The sequence below is a fragment of the Mesotoga sp. UBA6090 genome (assembly GCF_002435945.1).
In the GTDB taxonomy this organism is placed as follows: Bacteria; Thermotogota; Thermotogae; order Petrotogales; family Kosmotogaceae; genus Mesotoga.
This window is the reverse complement of sequence record NZ_DIXC01000015.1, coordinates 1-22,609: the sequence shown is the minus strand read 5'-3', so window position 1 is coordinate 22,609 and position 22,609 is coordinate 1. Positions and strand designations below refer to the sequence as shown.

The following is a 22,609-nucleotide window of genomic DNA, read 5'->3' as shown; positions in this document are numbered from 1 at the left end:
AGGGGGATTTCACCCCCAGGCTCTCTCAGAACCGGACTCGAACCTCTCGATTCATCCGGCTCCCACTATCCAGTCGAATAGTATATCCCCATTGTCCAGTGTAAAAAAGATGAGGCTCTCTGCGAGCAAGAGCTTCTAGCCATTTACCGGCTTTCGCCTGACCCTAGAGTCCAAAACCCCAGAGCCGGTTCTTCCGCTCTCCCTCTTAATTAGACAGCCTACTTTCATTTACTGAGATGTACTTTTTCTTTCTTGTTGGGGCCGTATGAGTATAGTAAAATAGTACTGTTTCGAAACATTCTTTGAAATCCGTGATTATCTTTGGCAAAGCATTCTCACGGTCAGGGGGTAATCATTCATCCGGCAGACAACAGTGCTGGCCAACCTAAATGGAGGTGGAGCTATTGAACTGGAAGAGAAGAATTCCTGCAGTTGTAATCGTCCTGATTCTCGCTACGCTAATCCCCGCAATGGCATTCGGAAAGACCTCGATTCACGAACTCGTGATTATGGGAACAACGGACCTTCATGGCTATGTTATGCCTTACGATTACCTGACTGTAGAAGAAGTGAGTGATTACGGCGCTGCCAAAACTTTCACTCTCATCAAGATGGCAAGGGAGCTGTACAGAAACACCGTCTTGATCGACACGGGAGATACTATTCAAGGAAGCGTTCTCGCAGAGCGTGAGGCAAGAATCGATCCAATCAAAATGGGAGACACTCCCTCGATAATCGAAGCCATGAATATCATGGATTATGACGTAGTTGGAATTGGAAACCACGAATTCAATTTCGGTCTTGAATATCTGGACCTGGCGATTGCATCTGCGAATTTTCCAATGATTTCCGCAAATCTGTACAACGCAGACACCGAAGAACTCAGGTACGATCCTTATGTGATACTGGAAAGAGAAGTCGATGGAATTCCAATTAGGATTGGTGTTATAGCCTTTCTTCCTCCGGAAATAATGATGTGGGACAGAGTTCTCCTCGAAGGAAAAGTCTATGCCGAACCTATAGTCGAAGCAGCTGCCAAGTACGTCCCCGAACTGCGGGAGGAGGGAGTTGACCTCGTCATAGTTTCCCTTCACCAGGGAAGCTCAGACGCAGAAGCAATACTCGAAAACGTTGAAGGAATAGATGCAATTATCATGGGTCACAGTCACGGAAGAATCGCCGACACAATCGATGGAGTCCCCGTTACTATGGCCGGTAGCTGGGGAGGTTCTCTAGGATTGATCCATTTTCATCTTCTTAATCAGGATGGAAAATGGGAGGTCTTCTCTTCTTGTCCACAGCTATGGCATGTTGACGAAAAGATTGAATCTGCGACTGAAATAGTCGAAGCAGTTAAGGAACAGCACGAAGCAACCATTGATTACGTAATGGCCCCGGTTGGGACGACAACCGTACCTATCAAGGGATACTTCAGTAGAGTAATCGATAACGAAGTCACTCAGCTCGTCAACGAAGCACAGCTCTGGTATGCAAGTGAGTATTTCAGGGGAACTGAATTTGAAGGAATGCCACTGCTTTCAGCCGCGGCGCCATTCAGAACCAACACCAGTGTTGAAGCTGGAGACGTCAAAATAATGAATGCCGCAGACATCTATATATACTCGAACACACTGCACGTTGTGAAAGTAAACGGCATAGAGCTAAAAGGCTGGCTGGAAAAGTGCGCCGAAAACTTCAACCAGATTGATCCAAGCAGTACTGAGGATCAGAACCTCCTGGCGCGTTTCTCATCGTATAACTTCGATATAATTGAAGGAATCAACTACCAGATAGATGTCCGAAACCCCAAAGGTCAAAGAATCGTGAATCTCACTTATGAGGGTGAAGAAGTCGAAGACGATATGGAATTCCTCGTTGTCACAAACAACTACCGCGCAGGTGGAGGCGGTTATCATCTAGTCGACGCGGATATTGTTCTTTCATCTACAGTTGAGAACAGAAGCGTAATAATTGACTACATAATCGAGAAGGGTACTATTACCCCCTCGCCTTCCTACAACTGGTCTATAGTTCCATTTGAGTCAGCAGGAAGAATCACATTCACATCCAGAGATGAAGCGGCAACTTTGGCGAAAGAACTTGGAATAAAGGGCATAAAGTACATCGGAGACCGACTCTTCGAAGTAGATCTCGTAGAGCTCGCAGAGAACGTCCCGCTGACAGTCTCTGACTAGAATCACTTGCCAAAAACAGAACCGGAGGTAAAATACCTCCGGTTTTTTTGTCATTCATCGCCATATACTGCTCGAAATAGCATATTGAACATGATCACAAGCCCTTCTTACATGAGCACGCCTCTTCAATTTACGCACTCCGTTCTGACCAGATCGGAAATCAGTGAGATGAAATTATGCGCTTTTTCGGGATCCTTGCGTCGCTCAATGAGATTTGGGTGATCAGTGTAGTCAATCAGATTCCGCTTCTTTCTGCAAATGACATACAGAGCATTCTGCATCCAACTATCCATCATCTACACTCGGCTGATAATCCCACTCTATATCCTTAAATCCTGACCTTATCGTGTAGGCGGCAAGCAAACAAAACTCTTTCAACGTTACAACCTGTGATTTTGAACTCTTCTTGAAATCTCAATCTTGGATTATAAAGAAGACAGTCTAGCTTCCATTTTAAGACTATTGAAAATTCGCGCCACACAATGCGTTCGGGAAATGGGAATATGCTTCAAATCCACCCTTTTCTATTACTAGATTGAATCTTCAGCATCGAGCTTGTCGATAGTAATGTTTGAATTACTGGTTTTCATGTTTATTGAGAGCCCATTGCCACCGTTCAGAGAACCTCTCAAGCTAGTTGAACTCGAACTGATTACACCTACGGTAAGACCCTTCAAATTGACGGTTCCGTTGGTTGTCGATGCGCTTATCTCTGCACGGATCGAGTCATCTAAAACGATGCTGATACTCCCATTTGTGGATAGCAGTTCAAGAACTCCGAAATCTGGAAGGATCGCGTCGCAGACAATCTTCGCGTTTGAGGTTTCGAAACAATTCCTATCACCGAGAAGTGAGCTCTCAGTGATTATGATTGCTCCGTTCGTGGAATTTGCCGAAACATTGATAGTTCCCTTTTCGATTGTTATCGGAGCATTGCTTGTCTCTACGATGAGGGTTCCTGATATTCCCTTTGCTTCGAACGCACCGTTGGTGGATCTGAGTTCCATGATCCCGGCACATTCCTCGACAAAAATGGGCGAATTAGAGGTTTCAAGCTTTATGCTTTTCGAGACGGAGATCAGCTCCAAACCTCCATTGCTGCTTCTACCTCTTATTGAGGCATTGAGTGATTTGAAAACGATTGCTCCGTTGGTAGTATTCACCATTATATCTTCCACCGTTTCCGACGGGACACTCAGATAAATTGTTGTTGCCTGCCCCATAAATTCATTTGTCTGAGATAGTTTGGGAACAATCACCGTAAGCTTACCATCTACTGCATTGATGACCGGTCTGGTCTTTTCAAGATACTCTTCTTTGAGATTTTCGTTTGAAACCTAATTGACTGTTCAACCTTGATTTCAACATAATCTCTTTCCCAGCCCACTACTTCGACCTTTCCGTTAAGGGTGTCGATTTCCAATGAGTTTATTTTCTCGGTGATTGTCTCTGAGAAGTCTTCGTTGAACTTCGTTCCAGTGAATGACCAGCCAGAACCAAAACTGAATCCCAAAATTTCAGGACGGATTATCACTGCTGCACCTATCAAAAGGACCCCTATTTCTAGCAGAAGTCCCGCAAGCGCCAGCCCTCTATTTCTGATAATTTCTCTCATATCATCACTCCTATTCGTACATCGCTTCCAGGATCTTTGGTGACTCCATTTTTAACATTCCAGTAACGTCGTTCTTCGTTAGAGTCAGAAATCTTCTTTTCCTCGGGAAAGTTCAAATGCGAGTTGCAAGATTTGAGAGTAATAAGGTCATCTGTCAACGATATGCCCAACTGATGGCTACTTGTTATATGATTGCAATAAGGAAGCCTAACACACCATTGGACCATACAGAACCATGCCCTATGATAATTCGCTGTTGTTTGGCAGTAGAACATTCAAGGAGGAATTAGATGACTGAGAAGAAGTACTCGATTGAAGATCTTATGGAGAATGAGACCATTGCATCATTCGCGGTATCTCCCGATTCCAAAAGAATTCTTTACTCGTCAGACAAAACGGGCAACTACAATATCTTTGAACTAGATAAGGAGAAGGGAAAGCACAGGCAGATAACATCACTCACCGAAAACGCATTGGTGTCTCACGTCTACGAAGATGGAAGCTTCATTTTTGCAATGGACAAGGGCGGCGATGAACTGCATCATCTCTATCTAGGAACAGAAGGGGAAATCAAAGATCTGACCCCTTTCGAAAATACCAAGTCAGGATTTCACGTCTGCGTGGGCAATAGTGTTTACTACTATTCGAACAAGATTGATAGAAGTAGATTCGATCTTTATCGGTTTGATAAGGCCGATCTAGCAGGTGAGCTGGTCTTCGAAAACAAAGACTTGTATGAACTGGGTCCAATTTCGCATGATGAAAGGTTTCTCGCCCTTCATAAGCCCGAGACTGCAAACAATTCTAATGTCTATCTCCATGACTTGCTAAGCGGGGAAACAACACTTCTGTCCCCCCATGAAGGAGAAGCAAATTTCATACCTCTCTTCTTCTCAAAAGACTCGATGAAGCTTTACTGTATATCGGACATTGAAGGGGAATTCATGACACTGTGGGTAACGGATATAGAAAGCAAAGAACGTGAAGAGATCCTTGCCTTCAATTGGGACATATTCCCCGGGAGGATATCGGAAGACGGGGAAACCGCTGTGCTTATCGTCAATAGAGACGGTTTTTCCGAACTCCATATAATCGACACAAAAGACAATTCCCCTAAGATGTCTCCCGTGGAGACGGGTGGTGTCGTTTACGATCAATGCTTCAGCAAGGATAGCCGCTTCTTGTACTATCTTTGTGACTCGGCGACATCATCTCCTAATATCTTTGCGATCGATCTCGAGACGAAGGAGACAGAGCAGCTCACTGATTCCATGAGCGAAGAAGTAAACAGTAATGACCTCTCTGAAGCAAAGGTACTCCGCTTCATTTCATACGACGGTCTCCAAGTGCCTGGGATTTTCTATCCACCTAGAAATGTTCCGCCAAACGAAAAAGCACCTGCGATTGTATGGGTTCACGGAGGACCGGGAGGTCAGTCTCTGCCAAGATACAGTCCTGAGATCCAGTTCATTGCAAATCATGGATATGCTATTTATGCAGTCAATAACAGAGGAAGCTCCGGCTACGGAAAGAGCTTCTTCAAAGCCGCGGATCACAAGCACGGAGAAGCAGATCTGGATGATTGCGTGGCCGCCGCTAAGTATTTGGCCACCCTTGATTTCATCGACGAAGAAAGAATAGGAATAAATGGTGGAAGTTACGGCGGATTCATGGTTCTAGCGGCACTTGCTTTCAGGCCGAAGGAGTTCAAGGTGGGTACGGATTTTTTTGGTGTCTCGAACTGGGTGAGAACTCTCAAAGAAGTGCCTGCCTGGTGGAAAGCTATCAAAGACCTCTTATACACGAAGATTGGAAACCCCTTTGAAGAGGAAGAATACCTCAAGAGCATTTCCCCTCTCTTTCACGTCGAAAAGATTGAAAGACCACTCCTGGTTCTTCAGGGTGTAAATGATCCAAGAGTATTGAAGGTAGAATCAGACGAAATCGTTGAGAGTCTTAAGAGAAAAGATGTTCCCGTTGAATATGTAGTGTTCGAAGATGAAGGACATGGCTTCAAAAAGAAAGCAAATAGGATAAGAGGTGCAAATGCTATGCTCGCCTTTCTTGATAAGTATTTGCGCTAGGGATATTCAGTTACTGGTATTAGTGAGGAGAAAACTGGATTCAACCTCGAGAAGACGAGAACGTAGTATATCGTGACGATTAGCATGAGCGTTGTCGAGAGTTTCACATACCGTTCAATAGGAAGAGATGTAACAAGAGCTGTTCATCAATGATCAGTTGTACCCCCGATATGGCCAAAGAAAACCGACAAAGAAGTTCCTAATCAACTATCGACGAATATGCCGTTCTTTTGAGAGCCTGGCACAGCTTTGGCTTGATCTGTTTGTCTTCCAGGAAGTTTCCTGGTTGTGCTTCGAAGAACTGCTATTTGCTGGTACTGAACCTCCGGGAAGGAAGAGATCTTCGATCCTCCGTGGAAGATTGTCAACAGAACAACCAAGGATGCCAAAAGCATCCTCAGTTTGGCGCTGGAATCGTGAGAATCATCGATTGGTCCTCGAGTTCATTGCCCAGCTTCTTTCTTCAGAAGTTGCGTGGGCGAATTCGTAATCCTACGCATGAATTAGTTCGTCTGATCCTCAATGAAGATTTGACAGTTTATTGAAAGAATGGAAGTCTAATTCTTCCTCATAATGAACTCTTCCAGAAAAGAGATTCAACGTCTTTGTCGGCTAAGAGTATGACCGCCGACGATGAAAGAGAATACTTCGCTGCGAATCGGTATTGCCTACGGGCACGCTGTTCTCCAGCTTCGCATTTCTCTGCTTTCTTTCTTGATTCAGAATCTTGTTCTTCTGTCAATGCAACCGGCAACCTGTAATCTCAAGTTTTCTGGGCCTTCTTGGTTACCCTAAATGGTGAGTTCAGAGCGCCAATATAAGTCCGCCCTCTCCAGCGTATGTGGCAATTGCAGGACCCATCTTTCCAATTATGACTTCCGAATCTCGCACGCGTTTTCTTATTTCAGAAGCAAAGAATTCAGCATCTTCCAGATTATTGACGTGAGTAATGCCAAAAATCTTCTTTCCGGTTTTTGAGGCAGCAGCTATCAACTCAATTATTGCTTCTCTAAATCTCCTGCTTCTTCTTACCTTCTTAAGGAGTTTCACTTCGCCATTTATACCGTGCAGGATAATCTTCATGTTCAATATGTTGACCAGGCTCCCTTGAAATTTGCTCAGACGGCCACCTTTGACAATATTCTCCACTGTCGCAAGAGAGATGATTATCTTCACGTCTTTTCTGTACTCTTCAAGTGCTTCGACTATTTCGTCCAACTTAGCACCCGATTCAGCCATTCTAGCGGCCATCAGCACCTGGATACCATGCGAAATCGAACCTGCAAGAGAATCAAATATAATCGCCTTGCCTCCGCTCATTTTGGCGCCAAGGACCGCTGATTGATAGGTACCACTGAGTTTCGATGATATTGTAATACACAGTGGAGTTTCGCCCTTCTTCTGAATATCCTCAAAAATCCCTGCAAAATCGGCTGGCGAAGGCTGAGATGTCTTCGAGAGTTCACGTGATTTACCCATCAATCGGCAGAACTCCTCTGGAGTAATGCCGATATCTTCCTTGAAAGTCATATCATCAACGAAAATGTTGAGAGAGGCAAAGGGAATACCATACTTCTTTAGCGTTTCAACCGGCAAATCACATGAGCTGTCCGTCACTATCCTGACCACTGTACCCCTCCTCTATGTTCAGATAATAAGATTGTATGTCATTACGAGTCCTGAGCAATGGTCGGTTAGAAAGTCGTCTAATACTTGAAATTATCTTAGTGGAAAAAAGTCTCTAAAGGCCTCAGAATAACCAATTCCAAAAAGAAAGGGCGGAATGTCCGCCCCAATGAATCCTATTTACTGTTCAGTCTATCTGCCAGATGCTATCTCGTCAAACCTTTCTGAATCGAGTACTTCAGGCGTATAGCTTCCCGCAAGTCTCTCATACTGCCTGAGGAATGCCCTGAGGTGGTTCTCAGAACCTCTAAGCAGGTTTTCGTATACCGTCGCAGTTCTCGAGTCGATGTCTCCCTCAAGCAACTCTTCCAGGTCCTTAATATCTATCTCTTCTATCAGAAGACCAACTTTTACCGCATCCAGAAGAGATTTGCTTCCACTCTCAATGAGTTCATCATAAAGCTCCTGAAGCTTCGAATTAGTGAAGACTCCAACTTCATTTTCGCCTACGGGATCTACCATGCCAGAATCACCGATCAGAGAAAGAACTGCTTCTGTATGAGTCTGTTCGCTTCTAGCTATGTTACTGAAGACATTCAATTCCCATATTTCATAGAGTACGGTATAGACGTCGTGAGCTAACTTTTCTTCTTCTCTCATGAATGCAGTTCCATCTTCCTCAGTCATTAAGCCGCTGGCCAGTGTCATTGAACCAATAATAAGAAACACTAATATTGCTGAAAATACTCTCTTCATATTCGATACCTCCATTATTTGGATCTCGATGAGATATTAAGCTCTCATTCTTAGAGTTTCCTGAAAACCCTTGCTTATAGTTCGCTTAGAGTCCTGGCGTTATGCAAAACTACTCTTAAGAAGAGGCAACTATCAAAGCCTGGCAGTTAACACAAATTTCTCAGTTTTTCCTAGAAAATGAGTTAAGAAATTAAGATGGTCTCAATCCTTATAGACGGCCAATCGCTAAGGTTACATGTCGATCCTTTATAAGAGAGAATGTTCTTACCTAATCCTCAAATGCCCTCCTGGCCGCTTTCAACGCAATAGCCCTGGGGACCAGCCTTGACCCGGAAGCGATTATTTTGTTGATCAGCCCGCTTACTACGCTTCTCTTTCCTTTTTCAAATGCATCTAGTGCCCTTTTCACAACTTCTTCGGGCGACATTGATCCCGGCAGCTGCCTCCTTCCTCCCGAAGCGACATCGAAAAACTCTGTTCTAGTCGGTCCCGGAGACAGAACCATCACTTTGAAGCCCTTAGGCTGCAGTTCTTCGCTTACGGCTTCGCTGAAGCTAAGTACAAAGGCCTTTGTAGCAGCATAAACCGCCATTCCGGGCACAGGCAAGTAGGCGGCAGTAGAAGCGACGTTTATGATTTCTCCACCAATGCTGTTGCGCATAAGAGCATATTTCTTTGTCAAGAAGTAAAGAGCTCCAATATTCAGCTTGATCATCTGCATTTCTCTATCTGCTTCAATATCCTCAAAGGGACCTATCAATCCGAACCCTGCGTTGTTTATGAGAAGATCTACGTCTTTCAGGAGTTTCGAAACTTCAACCAGGTCGTTTTCATTCGTCAAATCACCTTTCAGCGGAATAGATCTGACTCCTAGATCTCTCTCAATTTGATCGGAAATCGTCTGTAGTCTTTCTAGTCGCCTGGCTACAAGAACCGTTTCATACCCACGCTTTGCAAGCTCATAGGAAAAAACCTTGCCTATTCCCGATGACGCTCCGGTAATTAGTGCTCTCTTCAAAATTATCACCTCGGCCAATTATAACCAGTCCAGACTACATTGTTCTCTGCTCATCTGAGTTTATTCGTCAAGAAAGTTGCATAATGTTGTTGACAAGTTTTGGAGGTGAAGATGTGAAGAAAGTTGCGGTTCTCCAATGACTGGTTCTGACATTTCCTAGTTGCCAAAAACAGATACTTTCATTTCATCGCTAAGTCAAGCTATAATAGCTTTGAAAGGAGGTAATAGAATGAAGTCTATTGTTGTTTATTTCTCATACGATGAAAGTACAAAAGCTCTTGCAGAGGCTATGGCCTCTTCAATCGATGCTGACCTTCTAAGGCTTGTGCCCACAGGGGACTTTGCACGAACCTACTATCACCATGTTGAGAATGCCAAGCAAATAGAGACCACTCCCGGATACGATCCTGACAAGGAGCACATCTGGGGAAGCGAATCGGTAACTATGAATGACAAGCCTGAACTTGAGCCATATAGGTTTGATCCGAACAAATACGATCTGATAATCATCGGCAGTCCCGTCTGGGCACTTACTTATGCGCCGCCTATCAGTACATTTCTTGAAGAAAACAAGCTGGAGGGAAAGAAGATAGCTCTTTTCTGTACACATGATGGAATGATCGGTGCTGCCTTTGAGAATCTCAAGAAGGCACTGAAGGGTAATGATGTGATACAGGAGAGCGACTTCGAATCACCTTCTTCCAGGCTAGATGAATACGTTGAAACGGCAAAGGAGTGGGCTAGGGAATTACGGGAAGGTCTGTAATATAATTCGACTCATAATTTTTCGGAGCTGAGGTTTATCCTCAGCCTCTTATTTTGTGGAAGAATTGTAATTTGTCTCTCTGTGAAGTGACTCCTTGGGGAGAAATGCCGATCGTCAGAGGGTTTTCAATAGTGCATATCTTGTTCTTCGAACTACTCGTTTTCATCTTGAAAACCACTCAGAAGATTAATCTTGAGTTTTATTGTCAAATTATATAGAATATAGTAAAGAGGTGATTGAATGTTAAGCAAGCAGGAGATCATGAAAGCTATAGGCCAAAGAGTAACTCAGAGAAAGTTCCTGGAAAAACAGTTGTCTCCTGAGCAGATGAAAGAGGTGCATCTTGCTCTTGGAGACATTATCCCAATAAACTCAGATTCTCCTTTACAGTGGTATTTCACTCCGCAGTTTCCATCAGGTTCGGGAATTGTACTGGCGAAACTAAAAGAATTCACGACGCCAAAGCTGGTCAAGTACGGTTTCGAAGGTGAGCAAATAGTTCTTAATCTAACTCTGAAGGGATTCTCTACAAGCTGGGCTCGTCTGCCCAATTATCTATCTATGGTTATCGTGGGCTTTCAGGCCAACAGTAATGAGGATATCGTCGAGAGAGCATCGCGTTTCTTATACAGAGATGCCAACAGAAAGCCCTTTGAAGAGGTTGTGTTTGGTAGAGAAGAGTACGTGGACAGCAGGATAAAAGACATTGTGAACGCGGGTAGGATGGCGCCCTCGTCGTTCAACCGGCAGCCTTGGAAGTTCGAAATCTTGAGCAAGAACGAAATTGCAGTTCACGGATGGAAGAAAATCCCTTTGATTTATGAAGAAGTAATTGCAATTGATCTGGGCGTTGTGCTCTCCCATATGTACCTAATGGCAAAGGCCATTAATAGTGAGGCACAAGTTGAGGCGAAGAGCGAAAGAACATATTTATTGAGATTCTGAAGACTATCGATTGGATCTCAGCGACAAATCCGAAGCCTCTTTTCTAAACGGTTCAAAAGCCTTCTCTGAAGGAAAAGTTTTCGGGTGATTTCTGTCCACAGAAGAGGAAGAAAGCATCTATCGGTTAAGAAAATAGAAAGAGAGTTCTCAGAATCCAGGTTCTGTCGTTTTATTGAACGCAAAAGCTCTTCTGCACTTCTTTCTTCAGACCTTCAATTCCGCATACTTGGCAAGTCTCTACTTGCCCAAAAGCGCCGCCAATGAAGTAAAAGCTATATAGAGAGTAACTGAGATCAGCCCCGAGATCACAGGTGTAGATACCCATCCAAAGAGAATTCTCTTAATGAGCCTTTCGTCAAAGTTTCTCGATCCTCTTGCAAGACCGACTCCTAGGACTGCTCCCACAATTGCCTGTGATACGGAAACCGGGACGCCGGTGAAGGCGTGTACCGAAACAGTAAGTGATTGAGCTAGAAGCGCTATAACAGAAGCAAACGATTCAAGTGCGACTATCCTCGTTCCGATTGTGTACATGACTCACTTGCTGAAGATTATTGCTCCTGCCGAAATGGTTAGGCCTCCAGTTAGAACGGCTTTGTCGATTCCAATAATGTACGCGAAGGTCCCCGTAATGTTGGCGACATTGTTTGCGCCAAGAGCAAAAGACTCGAAGCCCCCATTAATCACAGCGAGTGCTCTTAGGAGAAGGTCCTGTATCAGAATTGAATGAATCATTCTGAAAGCAGAACCAATCAGTCGATAAGAAGGAAAGCTGCAATTGCAGCGCCCAGAGGAGTCGTTATCCAGCAGGCTACAATCTTGAGCACGATAAGCCAATCAACGCCGCCTTTAAGCAAGCCAATTCCGATTAAAGAGCCGACGACTGCCTGGGAAGAGGAAACTGGCAATCCCAGTCTGTTAAGCAGGAGGACGGATATTCCTGCAGCAGCCGCATTCACTGAAGCTGAAAGAAGTGTGTGAGAACTCAGGCCTGACAGAGTCTCCATTCCGCCAGCGCCACCGAGCATTGCTCCCGCCAGCACGGCGAAGCTTGAGATCAAAGCTGCTGATCTGTATTTCAAAATACCGCTTGTTACGGTTGTACCATAAATATTGGCTGCGTCGTTCCTTCCGAGAGTCCATCCGAAGAAGACAGCAGGCAAGAATGCGAGAAGCAAAACTATCCCTTCATGATCAGTGATTAGGAGGATTATAGCATCAAAGTTTAGGTTCTGTTCGCCCAAATAAGCAACTCAAAGTAGACTTATACTTCTATTCGCCTTCTGACTGTTCGATCTCCTTCAAGCAGTATGTATAGTATCTCTTCTTGTTGTTGCTGTCTATCTTCATTTTTAAGCCATGCATCTCATTCTCGAAACCGGGGAACTTGTTATCGAACTCTTCGGATAGATTGAGATACTCAACTATTCGCTTTGTTTCGTCTGTGTATCTCTCGCCAGGCATTATGACGGGTATTCCGGGAGGATACGGAACAACCATGACGGCCGATATCCTGTTTTGAAGTTCGCGGATTCTTACTAGCTCTGTATTTTCATTGACGAGTTCCGAGTATGCCTTTGCGGGAAGCATTACCTGTTCGGGATTGTGAGAATAGACGTCCTTGAGAACCTTCGTAATTCTCACCTTCCTGAGGTATTCATGCATCTGTCTGCAAAGCTCCTGAAGGGTCATCTTTCCATACTTCTTTGGAAACTCTCTCACAATATCCGGAAATACATCATCCAGAGGAGCGTCTTCGTCGAAAAGCTTCTTGAAAGTGAAAAGCTCTGCTAGCAGTGTTCCGGATTTTCCCTTTGTCAGTCCCAGAGAAAAGAGTATCAGGAATGAGTAATGACCGGATTTCTCAACGACTATCCCTCTGTCCCTAAGGAAGGTAGTGACTATCGTTGCGGGTATACCCCAGTTTCTCATTCGTCCCTGTCTTGTTATTCCAGGGGTCATAACAGTAACTTTCACCGGATCGAGGAGAACGTAGTCGTTTTCGAGCTTTCCAAATCCGTGCCAGTCTTCGTTTGCTTTCAGGTACCAGCAGTCTGGTCTGTCCTTGAGAATAGACTCATCTATATCTTCGAGATCGAAGGTTTTTCTCTGCCCGTTTTCTGTCTCAACTGAGACCTTTTGTGGCTGCCATATTTCCAGCCACCATCTTCTCTTTCGTTCGGTTTCTTTCAGTTCGATCTCTTTTTTCAGATGCTTCATCTTCTTTCTGAAGATAATTGCCTCTTGTATTGTTTCATCTATCAGGAATCTTCCGGCGTTGCCGGCCATCATTTTTGCTGCCACGTCCAGCGAGGCAATTATTGCGTACTGGGGAGAGGTTGACATATGCATCATGTATGCTTCGTTGAATCTTCCGTGATCAACCCTCTTTCTCCCGTCCTTGACATGAATCATTGAACCCTGAGAGAAGGCAGCGAGAAGCTTGTGGGTGGAATGAGTTGAGAAGACCACCGGCGACTTTTCTCTGTCAATATCTGGCGACATGCCGAAGCGGCCGAGATACATCTGGTGGAATTTCGCATACGCGTACCACGCCTCATCGAAAAGCACGAAATCTACCACTTTCTCAAGCCCGTCCAGAATTGTCTTTGCGTTGTAGCAGAGACCGTCGTAAGTGGAATTTGTAACGACGGCCAGCTTTATTTTGAAGTTCTCTTTATCTTCGACGAGAGGGCTTTCCTTTATCGCTTTCTCTATCTCGCTCCATTCAAAATTCTCTTCATGAATAGGTCCGATTATTCCGAGCGAGTTCCTGCTGGGAGTAAGATAAATCGGAATGGCGCCTGTCATTATTATTGAATGCATAATCGACTTGTGACAGTTTCTGTCAACTAGAACTATGTCTCCCGGGGTCACGCAGTAATGGAAGACGATCTTGTTGGATGTGGAGGTACCGTTCGTTACAAAGTAAGTCTCGTCGGAACCGAAAATCTTGGCCGCTGACTTTTCCGATTCTCCAATAGCTTCTGTATGCTCAAGGAGCGATCCGAGTTCCGGCACCGAAACGGATAAGTCGCTCCTGAAAATATTCTCGCCGAAGAAGTTATGGAAGATCTTCCCGGTAGATGACTTCAAGAAAGCCTCTCCACCGCTGTGGCCTGGGGTGTGCCATGAATACTTGAATTCATCTACGTATCTTATGAGCTCTTTCAAAAAGGGAGGCTGAAGTTCGTCCATGTATCGCTCAGTTGCTTCCTCGATCCTTCCCGCAATGAAAGATGGGCTATCTTCGAGCTTCCAAACATAGCCATCGATCTGACTGACTATTTCTAGAGGAATCTCCATTACTTTCAATTTCTCAGTCATAAGGAAGATTGGAATAAGCATATTCCTTCCACGAATCATCTCAATAATTTCGCCCGGTCCCAAAAACTCTGCGTCCGGTTTTATTACGAGATCCCAATCGAGCAAAACACAGCTGACATTCGAATGAGACATGAACTCGATTCTACAGTCGTAGCCTGAGTAAGATTCAATGACGGAAAAGCCTCTCTTCTGAAGCTCTTTGACAATCTCCCTTGTAGCTCTTCCACCGGTATTTTCGGAACGTAAATCATCATCGACAACAAGAACCGGAAAGTCTTTGAAAAGCTCCATTCTATCCCCTCGATTCTGCCTTTTTGTAGGCAACGAACGAACCCTTTGGAACTCCCAGGAAACCGCCAATCACCTCGCACTTGGCCATGAGCAAGAAGAAGATCTCGCGTCTTGCGGAGCTCAAACCTTCTAGATTGCCCTGTCCTTTAGAGATTACTACATCTGCCCTTGAATAGACTTCGAAAAAACCTCTCTTCATTGTCTTTTCCTGAGTGCCAGGGGCATCTGCACCCGAGTCGAGAATAGTTGCAACTTCGTTCATTCCTATTTCAAGCGCTTCTTCCATAGTAATATCGTTCAGCGCAGGTTTTGTTCTGACAGAAAAGTAGCTATTGGGGACATCGGCAATATCTAGCAGGAGTTTGTCGAGAACTGCCTCTCCGCAGTTGTCACCGACGATCAACAGAGAGTCTGCCCTTCGAATTCTATCTGCAAGTTCTTCAAGATCATCTATTGCAAATAACTTCGATAGAGCTTCACTCATTGTAGTATGGATATCGATCTTGTGGCCGGGAGCGACATCTATGATGTTTCCTGCTACGGAGAGCTTAAGTGCTCCAATCAAAGGATCATCCAGAGTCAGCAGCTCCGTCTTGAGGTCTTCGTAGATCTCCATGAGATTCTTGTTTGAAAGCTTCTTAATTTCCCTGAAGGCGTCATGATTGCCAAATAGAGGTTCGAGAGCCTCGCCGACCTTTCTTCCGATATCTATCGGAGTGTCAGACCAGTCCATCTCCGCAACTTCCTTCATGAAGATTCTTACCACCTGCTTCTTCTCTTCTTCTCCGGCGTGGTTCTGGTCAAGAATCCTGAGAAGACTGTTTAAGGTGCAGGGAATACATCTGAGATCTATCTTCATTCAATCACCTCACACTGAATTATACAGTTTTTTGGTAATCGCTACCTGTGTTTGATTTGACCTGCACACTACCTCGGCGGGGAAGATCTTCACAGCCAGTCTGCTGATGCGGGCTAGTCACCGTCGGTGGCCAGTCAGGCTCCGCCTGGCCAGTCTCGCCTTCGGCGAGGCCAGTGCCGCTTTGCGGGCAAAGAGACGCTGTCCGCCGATAAAAACCACGTTGTCCGTCAACCGTCCTCAGTCCTCCGAGATCAAGAGCAGAAGTGATGGTGCTTCCAAAATATGAGGACTATCGTTGTCCTCCCAGTGTTGGTTCTTATTCATGTAACTCACTGCATCTTGCAACTGATTTGTTTCTCTTTCGAACCCCCGACCACGGTCTTTTGTTCTGCAACTGACAACTTTCAACTTGCAACTGATCCCTTGCTCTTTCCAGCGTTCAGCGTATCTCAGTAAGCGGTAAGAGGTTCTTTCCCGAGAACGGAGAACCTCTCAACGGTGAACCGGTTTCAATCTGCTCTTTCGAACCGCCAAGCTGCTACCCGCAACCACGGTCCTTTTTTTCTTGCAACCGACCCGGTTACACGGGATGATATAATTGTTCCGGAATACAGGAGGTGTTAGCAGTGTATTACAGATCAAAAGAAAATGGCATTTTCAATTTTAATCTTTATTCTAGTTACAGGGCAGTGGGGAGTCGATACATCGCTACACGTCCATCGGAGCAAGAAGATGTTGTTGAGGAATTAAACAGCGAAGATGACGCGAAGCTTTTCGAAGACTTCATCTGGGCATCTCTTCAGAGAGTTCGCGACTATATCGACTTCAAAGACTTTGACAGTTTTTGTCATGGAAGAAGGCAGTGAATGTAAGACTAAAGGCGAGCAAAGCAACGGAAAACATAAGATGATGTAAATAAACTCGCATAGTGTACTTTGCTAACCTTCAGGAGTGTATAATAGCAAGGACCGACCTAATAGGGTTTGGAGGAGGAGGTAAACAATGGAGTTCAACTTTCTTTCTGTTGTTGAATGCGAATTTATGAAACTTAACCAACCTCACAGTGTGAAACTTCATTCGTGTGAAGACCCACTTCGCTCTCTCCGCGCTCGTCGTCGTTGCTTCTAAAGAAAGTCTTTCAAAGCTAGCATCCCTCAATCCCAATTTTGGCAATCATTTAAGTACGACCGTTATTGACCTGCGATTTTTAACAATAATTCCACAAATACTCACGATTCTATGGAGGTGGGAAATATGTTTAGAAAGGGTTTTGTTGCCCTAATTGTTATTCTTTTTGCTGGATTCACGGCGTTTTCACTGACTTTCGAAGTGTCAATGAGCCAGGAAGCCATTGATACAGTGGCTTCTCTCGGCCTTGAGACACCTGTAAACGGAAGGGTCTTCGTTATTGTCAGCAAAGACTCGTCCACTGAGCCAAGTGTGCAGACAGATGTTAGAGGAGTTCCCTTCTGGGGGAAAGATGTATTCGGTATGACCTCTGAATCGGTTGTGAAGATCTCCGATGGAGATATGGCAGTAACCGGCTATCCCATCGATCTATCTGACTTGCCTGCTGGAGAATATTTCGTTCAGGCACTGATTAATGTCTACACGACATTCAACAGGGCAGACGGTCACACGGTTCTTATGCATGACGATACCGGCGACGGTCAATGGTTCTGGGAATCCGTTGGTAATGCTACGAGCAAGACGAAGAAAGTCTATCTGGATCCTGCAAACCCAGGGTCAGTAGAACTTTCAATCACTGAAGTGATCATGTCAGATTACGAGCTGGAGCCTGGAATGGTCCTCCAGCAAGGGAACTATACTGACAGTGAATGGGTGAAGTACATAAAGATTAAGAGCGACGTGGTGTCTGAGTTCTGGGGAAAAGACATGTATATCGGTGCCAATGTCCTTCTTCCTGAAGGCTATTACGACAATCCCGACGCTTACTATCCAGTGATCTATTATCAAGGTCATTTCCCCGGTGGTTCCGCGCCGGTAGGTTTCAGAACAAACAACGATGTCTACAAATTCTGGACAGAAGACGGGAATGCGAGATTCATAGCCGTATCTATCAGGGATGCGACACCCTACTACGATACTTCATATTCAGTTGACTCGGTAAACTCAGGTCCTTATGGAACTGCAATCACTGAAGAGCTGATACCTTACCTAGAAAGCCAGTTCAGAATGATTCCTGAGAAATGGGCGAGAATTTTGGCAGGTGGGTCAACTGGTGGATGGGAGGCCCTGGCGATGAAGGTCTTCTGCCCTGACTTCTTCGGAAGAACGTATGTTTGGTATCCCGATGGGGTTGATTTCAACTACTACCAGCTTATCAATATCTATAATGATGACAATGCGTACTACTCCGATTTTGGCTGGGTTAAGACTGAGAGACCAAGCGCGAGAGACACCCACGGAAACATCAGATTCACCGTAAAGCAGGAAAACTATTTCGAAATGGCTGCAGGACCAAGCAACAGATCTGGTGGACAGTGGTCCGTTTGGGAAGCCACATACAGTCCTTTGGGAGCAGACGGATTCCCTCAGCCAATATGGGACCAGGTTACAGGCGAGATTAACAAGAAAGTAGCCGATTACTGGAAGGAAAACTTCGACCTCAACTACATCTTGCAGGAGAACTGGGAAGAGATAGGTCCCAAGATAGCCGGTGATGTGCATGTTGCGGTGGGCGATATGGACAACTATTATCTCAATGAGGCCGTCTATCTTTTGAAGGCAGCTATGGAGAAGATGGAAAACCCGGTCTCCGACATGACCTTCGATTTCGGCCCAAATCAGGGTCATGGCTGGAAGGGATGGAGCCCGGTCAATCCAGAGAAAGCACTTGCTCTACAGGAATGGCTTTCACAGCTTTCGGAATACATGATAGAGAATGCTCCGGAGGAAGTGGAAAAGAACTGGATATACTAGTAACTCCAACATAAAGATTTGGGATGCTAGAATTGACCGGAGGGGTGACCCTCCGGTTTCTCTATCTTGGAGGTGTCTTTCTGAAAATTCTGATAGTTGAAGATGAAGCGACGATCTCTGCTTTTCTTCAAAAAGGTTTGAAAGAAGAGGGTTTTTTCGTCGATGCCGCAAAGAATGGAAATGAAGCGATTATGCTCGCTTCATCTAATCAATATGATGTGATCGTACTTGACATCCTTCTTCCCGGCAAGAACGGCTATGAAGTCTGCAGAGAACTGAGAGCGAGCGGTAACTACACTCCTGTTCTGATGCTGACTGCTCTTGATTCTGTTGATGAGAGAGTAAAGGGACTTAATACCGGAGCCGATGACTATCTTGTGAAACCCTTTGCCTTCAAGGAGTTGCTTGCAAGGGTAAACGCACTGCTCAGGAGACCACGAGAGACTTTCGAACAAGTTTTAAGGGTCAGTGATCTTTCAATAGATACAGTTTCTCATACTGTCAGGAGAGGCGATGTTGAGATAGAACTCTCCCCGAAGGAATACCGTCTTCTGGAATATCTGGCCAGAAACGCTCACCAGGTACTGAGTCGAACGCAAATCGCGGAAAGCGCATGGGATCAGGACTTCTTCAGCGACTCAAATGTCGTCGATGTCTATATAAGATATTTGAGGAAGAAGATAGATGATCCATTTCCAACCAAACTCATTAATACGGTGAGAGGCTTCGGTTATAGACTGGGTTGATTTGATGAAGAAGATTGTCCCGATAAGAATCAAACTAACCCTGTGGTATGTTCTCTTTCTTGGAGTGATTCTCCTTGCATTCAGCGTTTCCATATACACTATTCTCAGCGCACAGCTTCATAGTGAAGCCGATTCATCACTGAGAATCGTCTCTTCACAGCTTCTGGCGAATATTGCGATCGTTCAGGATTATCCGTTATTCAAGAAGACTGTTGAAATGGAGTCTCTCACGAACAGGTTGCTTGCCGAAGGTTTTGCAGTAAGGCTGATGGACAGTTCGGGGGACATAGTCGAGGGATTTGGACCTTTTGGAATACTTAAAGCCTCGATTGAGCTCGCTGATAGGGAGTTTGCTAGTATCTCGACCTCGGTGGGTGTGTGGAGAATCTTCACTTTGCAGATAGGTCAGTGGGGATGGCTACAGGTGGGTGAGTCTCTGTCAAGTGTAAGAGTGGCACTGTTTCGCCTGTCTCGACTGATGATGCTGATTGGTCCGACAATAATTATTCTGGCGTTACTAGGCGGCTTTTACATGGCAAAGAAATCGCTGGAGCCTGTCGAGAGAATAACACTTCTCGCAGAAGAGATAAGCGTGGAGAAGCTTGACAAGAGGCTGAATCTGACTCTGCCCAACGATGAACTCGGCCATCTTGCAAGTACCTTTGATGGAATGCTCGCGAGGCTTGAGGAGTCGGTCAAGAAGCAGAGGCAGTTTACATCAGATGCGGCTCACGAGCTGAGAACACCTTTAACTGCGATTCGAAGCATAGTAGACGTAACACTTCACAGAGATAGAGAATCCGATGAATACGTGAACGCTCTTGTCCAGATTGAGAACGAAATCGAGCGCTTAACCAGTATCATCGATGACCTTCTGATAATTACCCGGCTCGAGAACAACTTTCCTAAAGGTGATTTTGAAATTTTCCCGGTAAGTGTCATGATTGACGATGTACTTGACACGATCAAAGTGCTTGCGGAGGAAAAGAATATCGAAATCACGAAGGACTGCCCATATGACCTGGAGATAGCAGGTAATCGGAAACATCTTTCAAGAGCGCTTTTTAATCTTGTTGACAATGCAATAAAACATACTCCGGAAGGCGGCCGTGTCAGAATAGCTGCGGGCAGCAATCATTCGGCAAAAAAGATAGAGATAATTGTTGAAGATAACGGTATCGGTATACAATCCGAGGAGATCGACAGAATCTTCGACAGATTCTACCGAGTTGATAAGGCAAGGTCGCAGACGAGGGGCACAGGTTTAGGTTTATCTATAGCCCGGGAAATTGTTAAGGCCCATGAAGGCCTCATATCTGTGGAGAGTACCCCTGGAGAAGGATCCACCTTCAAGATCACTCTTCCTTCAAAGATTAAGAAACTCTAATCCAGGTCTAATTCTTCTCTAATCTACAGGTTCTATATTTATCTCGAGCAGCGATAGATGTTTCACATAGATGTGATCCCCGTACACAGATGTAGATCAAGCAAGAAGGGAATAGGAGCCTGAATAGCAAACAAAGCAAGCTACTCCGGTAAAGCGATAGTGAATCAGGCTCCAATTTAGAAAAGCAAGACGCCCTTTTCATCATCCCCAAAAAAGAAGCCAGAAAGCTGGCTTCTTTTCTTTAGTCTCTTTTTACAATTGCGACAGACATTCTTGAAAGAATCCTCACCAATCCCTCGCCCTGAAGAAAGTTCAAGATATCGAAGAGTTCATATCTCATCATATTAAGCTCTCCAGCAAGAGCATCTATATTCAAATACACATCCGGATCACCTGAGGTAAGCTCGTTTATTCTAGCGAGAACCAGCTGTCTTGCCTTATCTTTTTCCGGGATCCTGTTACCTTCTACCTCCATTATGCCTTTGTGAGTAATCCTTCCCATTCTGAATGGCTTGATCTCGATCAGTTCCTCTTCACCAAGAGATCTCAGAGCTTCATTAAGCTCATCTGGACAAGAGCCGGACTCTCTAATCAGTTCATCGACCGAGAAATACCTCTTCTCTCTGCCTAGAACCTTCTTGTAAATCTTCTCGAGAACTGCCAGTTCGTTTTCTGAAATGCTCATCTCAATACCTCTTTGGTTTTCCGACAGGAGCCATATAGATAGCGAACTCCTCATTGCCGTCAAGACCAATCAATTTGTCGATTTTGGTCTGGTCATAGGCAGCGATGGCACAGGTGCCAAGATTAAGAGCCTCACAAGCCAAATAAAGATTTTGGCACACGTGGCCCGCGTCCAGGAGAATCGGTTTATAAGAAGTCAGATCGTATCTCCATTCCGTTCTGTACGGGATAACGGACCAAACGAACGTGACTGCGCAATGGCCAACAAACTTCTGACCTAGAGCGGCAATGGCGACTTCGTTGGCGAAGTCTCCTTCCTTCAGAAGAATCAGAGAATGTGAAAGAGCCACGTAACGATACAAACCCTTCTTCAATCCTTTTACCAATCTAACGAAGATGTATGTTTCAAACGGATGTCGCGCGCCTGCAGATGGAACAGTTCTCAGCGTCGCGTAGTTGTTCTTTAGTACTCCTTTTACTCCCTGCGAAGACCAAAGAAGAAATGAAAGCGCTTCAAGGGATATCTTCTCATCCGAGTAAACCCTCCTGCTCTCCCTCGAGAAGATAATCTCTCTAAAATCCTTCATAAGTAGATCAGTGGAGTTGGGATCGGGGAGCTTCATGAGATCAAATCCCTCTGTGCTTTTTTCCAATGGAGGCTGAGGCTTCCCCTCCATCTGATCTGTCTTGCGTGACTCCCTTTCAGCTTCTTCCCAGATCTTGTTGCTCAAGAAGGCCCTTCCTTCCTTTCTAGTAATCATGAGAACTTCCCTCCCTTAGCTATATTAATTAGTTTAGCATAATGAAGAACCTACAAATTCAATCAGAAATGAGAAGAATCTGGAGGAAGTGAGGCTCGTTGGCGCGAGGAAGTGATGCTGGGAAGAGCATCCCAGGAAGTGATGCCCGGAAAATCATCCGGGGAAGTGATGCTGACGCCTACGCGCCAGGAGGCCAAAAGAAAAGAGAGAAGTCCCACGAGATTAAGTAGAGAGGGTGAGATGGACGAGATATGAGAGATCCCGTGCAAAAGCTTCGCAGGATGACAATTTTAGGTGATTCTGTAGGGGCGAACGGCGGTTCGCCCGAAAAGGGGGCCAAAATCCGTTGGCCGTTCACCGTCCAAAGATTCTGGCCATTTTCTCAGAGCCTAAGACTATAACTCCCCCATGTCGCCGTATGAGCAACGAAAAATAAAAGTTCTCACACGAGAACTGCTGAAGTATATCATTGATTGACCCTTCTAAGATTGCATCATCCGCATATCAGGGTTCCACCCACTAGCGCCAGGAATTCGCTGTCTGGATCAGCAGCGATCTATTCTGTGTTGGTGTCTTGGTTGCTAACCTGCATTCCCGGTAATTATA

General features: G+C 45.1%; 20 protein-coding genes. 8 read left to right on the top strand and 12 right to left on the bottom strand.

The window, feature by feature from the left end:
- The first annotated feature begins 404 nt into the window (after positions 1-404).
- A complete protein-coding gene (locus B3K42_RS02960; protein ID WP_110990533.1) occupies positions 405-2,195 on the top strand; it encodes a bifunctional 2',3'-cyclic-nucleotide 2'-phosphodiesterase/3'-nucleotidase in 1,791 nt (596 codons plus the stop codon).
- A 530-nt stretch (positions 2,196-2,725) separates the two neighbouring features.
- Here the strand turns inward: B3K42_RS02960 and B3K42_RS02955 are convergent.
- Positions 2,726-3,418, bottom strand: a complete 693-nt coding sequence (locus tag B3K42_RS02955; RefSeq protein WP_375232243.1) for a hypothetical protein — start codon at positions 3,416-3,418, stop codon at positions 2,726-2,728.
- A gap of 50 nt (positions 3,419-3,468) precedes the next feature.
- Positions 3,469-3,810 carry a hypothetical protein gene (locus B3K42_RS02950; protein WP_258367265.1) on the bottom strand — a complete coding sequence of 114 codons (342 nt, stop codon included), beginning with the start codon at positions 3,808-3,810 and terminating at the stop codon, positions 3,469-3,471.
- A 290-nt stretch (positions 3,811-4,100) separates the two neighbouring features.
- Between B3K42_RS02950 and B3K42_RS02945 the strand changes: the two genes are divergently transcribed.
- Positions 4,101-5,894: a S9 family peptidase gene (locus B3K42_RS02945; protein WP_110990532.1), complete on the top strand. Its 1,794-nt coding sequence runs from the start codon at positions 4,101-4,103 to the stop codon at positions 5,892-5,894.
- Between the two features lie 804 nt (positions 5,895-6,698).
- Here the strand turns inward: B3K42_RS02945 and B3K42_RS02940 are convergent.
- The 3 genes from B3K42_RS02940 to B3K42_RS02930 form a co-directional block, all read right to left on the bottom strand.
- Positions 6,699-7,523, bottom strand: a complete 825-nt coding sequence (locus B3K42_RS02940) for a DegV family protein (RefSeq protein WP_110990529.1) — start codon at positions 7,521-7,523, stop codon at positions 6,699-6,701.
- 189 nt (positions 7,524-7,712) lie between these two features.
- Complete coding sequence (locus B3K42_RS02935; protein ID WP_292596703.1) at positions 7,713-8,276, bottom strand: DUF2202 domain-containing protein; 564 nt, start codon at positions 8,274-8,276, stop codon at positions 7,713-7,715.
- 268 nt (positions 8,277-8,544) lie between these two features.
- Positions 8,545-9,303 carry an SDR family NAD(P)-dependent oxidoreductase gene (locus tag B3K42_RS02930; protein ID WP_292596708.1) on the bottom strand — a complete coding sequence of 253 codons (759 nt, stop codon included), beginning with the start codon at positions 9,301-9,303 and terminating at the stop codon, positions 8,545-8,547.
- A gap of 220 nt (positions 9,304-9,523) precedes the next feature.
- On the opposite strand from B3K42_RS02930, the gene B3K42_RS02925 reads away from it, so the two are divergent.
- Positions 9,524-10,060 carry a flavodoxin family protein gene (locus tag B3K42_RS02925; protein WP_110990527.1) on the top strand — a complete coding sequence of 179 codons (537 nt, stop codon included), beginning with the start codon at positions 9,524-9,526 and terminating at the stop codon, positions 10,058-10,060.
- Between the two features lie 240 nt (positions 10,061-10,300).
- Positions 10,301-11,005 carry a nitroreductase family protein gene (locus tag B3K42_RS02920; protein WP_110990528.1) on the top strand — a complete coding sequence of 235 codons (705 nt, stop codon included), beginning with the start codon at positions 10,301-10,303 and terminating at the stop codon, positions 11,003-11,005.
- A 237-nt stretch (positions 11,006-11,242) separates the two neighbouring features.
- Here the strand turns inward: B3K42_RS02920 and B3K42_RS02915 are convergent, their stop codons facing one another.
- The 5 genes from B3K42_RS02915 to B3K42_RS02895 all read right to left on the bottom strand — a co-directional run bounded on the left by B3K42_RS02915 (position 11,243) and on the right by B3K42_RS02895 (position 15,482).
- Positions 11,243-11,539 (bottom strand): inorganic phosphate transporter, encoded by a 297-nt coding sequence (locus tag B3K42_RS02915; protein ID WP_292596699.1) that lies wholly within the window; start codon positions 11,537-11,539, stop codon positions 11,243-11,245.
- A gap of 3 nt (positions 11,540-11,542) precedes the next feature.
- On the bottom strand, positions 11,543-11,692 hold the full coding sequence (locus tag B3K42_RS02910; RefSeq protein ID WP_292596697.1) for a hypothetical protein: 150 nt from the start codon (positions 11,690-11,692) through the stop codon (positions 11,543-11,545).
- 65 nt (positions 11,693-11,757) lie between these two features.
- Complete coding sequence (locus tag B3K42_RS02905) at positions 11,758-12,249, bottom strand: inorganic phosphate transporter (protein ID WP_292596695.1); 492 nt, start codon at positions 12,247-12,249, stop codon at positions 11,758-11,760.
- A 28-nt stretch (positions 12,250-12,277) separates the two neighbouring features.
- Positions 12,278-14,623, bottom strand: a complete 2,346-nt coding sequence (locus B3K42_RS02900; protein WP_292596693.1) for an Orn/Lys/Arg decarboxylase N-terminal domain-containing protein — start codon at positions 14,621-14,623, stop codon at positions 12,278-12,280.
- A gap of 1 nt (position 14,624) precedes the next feature.
- Complete coding sequence (locus B3K42_RS02895) at positions 14,625-15,482, bottom strand: damage-control phosphatase ARMT1 family protein (RefSeq protein WP_292596691.1); 858 nt, start codon at positions 15,480-15,482, stop codon at positions 14,625-14,627.
- A 626-nt stretch (positions 15,483-16,108) separates the two neighbouring features.
- Here B3K42_RS02895 and B3K42_RS02890 point away from each other — a divergent pair.
- The 4 genes from B3K42_RS02890 (at position 16,109) to B3K42_RS02875 (ending at position 20,558) form a co-directional block, all read left to right on the top strand.
- Entirely contained in the window at positions 16,109-16,348 is a 240-nt protein-coding gene (locus B3K42_RS02890; RefSeq protein WP_292596689.1) for a chemotaxis protein, read from the top strand.
- A gap of 388 nt (positions 16,349-16,736) precedes the next feature.
- Entirely contained in the window at positions 16,737-18,425 is a 1,689-nt protein-coding gene (locus B3K42_RS02885) for an alpha/beta hydrolase-fold protein (protein ID WP_292596687.1), read from the top strand.
- An 80-nt stretch (positions 18,426-18,505) separates the two neighbouring features.
- Positions 18,506-19,171 (top strand): response regulator transcription factor, encoded by a 666-nt coding sequence (locus tag B3K42_RS02880; protein WP_349680945.1) that lies wholly within the window; start codon positions 18,506-18,508, stop codon positions 19,169-19,171.
- A gap of 4 nt (positions 19,172-19,175) precedes the next feature.
- Complete coding sequence (locus tag B3K42_RS02875) at positions 19,176-20,558, top strand: sensor histidine kinase (protein WP_292596683.1); 1,383 nt, start codon at positions 19,176-19,178, stop codon at positions 20,556-20,558.
- 241 nt (positions 20,559-20,799) lie between these two features.
- Here the strand turns inward: B3K42_RS02875 and B3K42_RS02870 are convergent, their stop codons facing one another.
- Both B3K42_RS02870 and B3K42_RS02865 read right to left on the bottom strand, forming a co-directional pair.
- Positions 20,800-21,243 carry a hypothetical protein gene (locus B3K42_RS02870; protein ID WP_292596681.1) on the bottom strand — a complete coding sequence of 148 codons (444 nt, stop codon included), beginning with the start codon at positions 21,241-21,243 and terminating at the stop codon, positions 20,800-20,802.
- Between the two features lies 1 nt (position 21,244).
- Positions 21,245-22,003, bottom strand: a complete 759-nt coding sequence (locus tag B3K42_RS02865) for a SagB/ThcOx family dehydrogenase (RefSeq protein WP_292596679.1) — start codon at positions 22,001-22,003, stop codon at positions 21,245-21,247.
- Positions 22,004-22,609 lie beyond the last annotated feature (606 nt).

Coding starts and splice junctions, on each gene's coding strand:
- B3K42_RS02935 (WP_292596703.1), bottom strand. CDS start 8,276: ATGAAGAGAGTATTTTCAGCAATATTAGTGTTTCTTATTATTGGTTCA.
- B3K42_RS02895 (WP_292596691.1), bottom strand. CDS start 15,482: ATGAAGATAGATCTCAGATGTATTCCCTGCACCTTAAACAGTCTTCTC.
- B3K42_RS02925 (WP_110990527.1), top strand. CDS start 9,524: ATGAAGTCTATTGTTGTTTATTTCTCATACGATGAAAGTACAAAAGCT.
- B3K42_RS02945 (WP_110990532.1), top strand. CDS start 4,101: ATGACTGAGAAGAAGTACTCGATTGAAGATCTTATGGAGAATGAGACC.
- B3K42_RS02955 (WP_375232243.1), bottom strand. CDS start 3,418: ATGGGGCAGGCAACAACAATTTATCTGAGTGTCCCGTCGGAAACGGTG.
- B3K42_RS02900 (WP_292596693.1), bottom strand. CDS start 14,623: ATGGAGCTTTTCAAAGACTTTCCGGTTCTTGTTGTCGATGATGATTTA.
- B3K42_RS02875 (WP_292596683.1), top strand. CDS start 19,176: ATGAAGAAGATTGTCCCGATAAGAATCAAACTAACCCTGTGGTATGTT.
- B3K42_RS02865 (WP_292596679.1), bottom strand. CDS start 22,003: ATGATTACTAGAAAGGAAGGAAGGGCCTTCTTGAGCAACAAGATCTGG.
- B3K42_RS02920 (WP_110990528.1), top strand. CDS start 10,301: ATGTTAAGCAAGCAGGAGATCATGAAAGCTATAGGCCAAAGAGTAACT.
- B3K42_RS02915 (WP_292596699.1), bottom strand. CDS start 11,539: ATGTACACAATCGGAACGAGGATAGTCGCACTTGAATCGTTTGCTTCT.
- B3K42_RS02870 (WP_292596681.1), bottom strand. CDS start 21,243: ATGAGCATTTCAGAAAACGAACTGGCAGTTCTCGAGAAGATTTACAAG.
- B3K42_RS02950 (WP_258367265.1), bottom strand. CDS start 3,810: ATGAGAGAAATTATCAGAAATAGAGGGCTGGCGCTTGCGGGACTTCTG.
- B3K42_RS02885 (WP_292596687.1), top strand. CDS start 16,737: ATGTTTAGAAAGGGTTTTGTTGCCCTAATTGTTATTCTTTTTGCTGGA.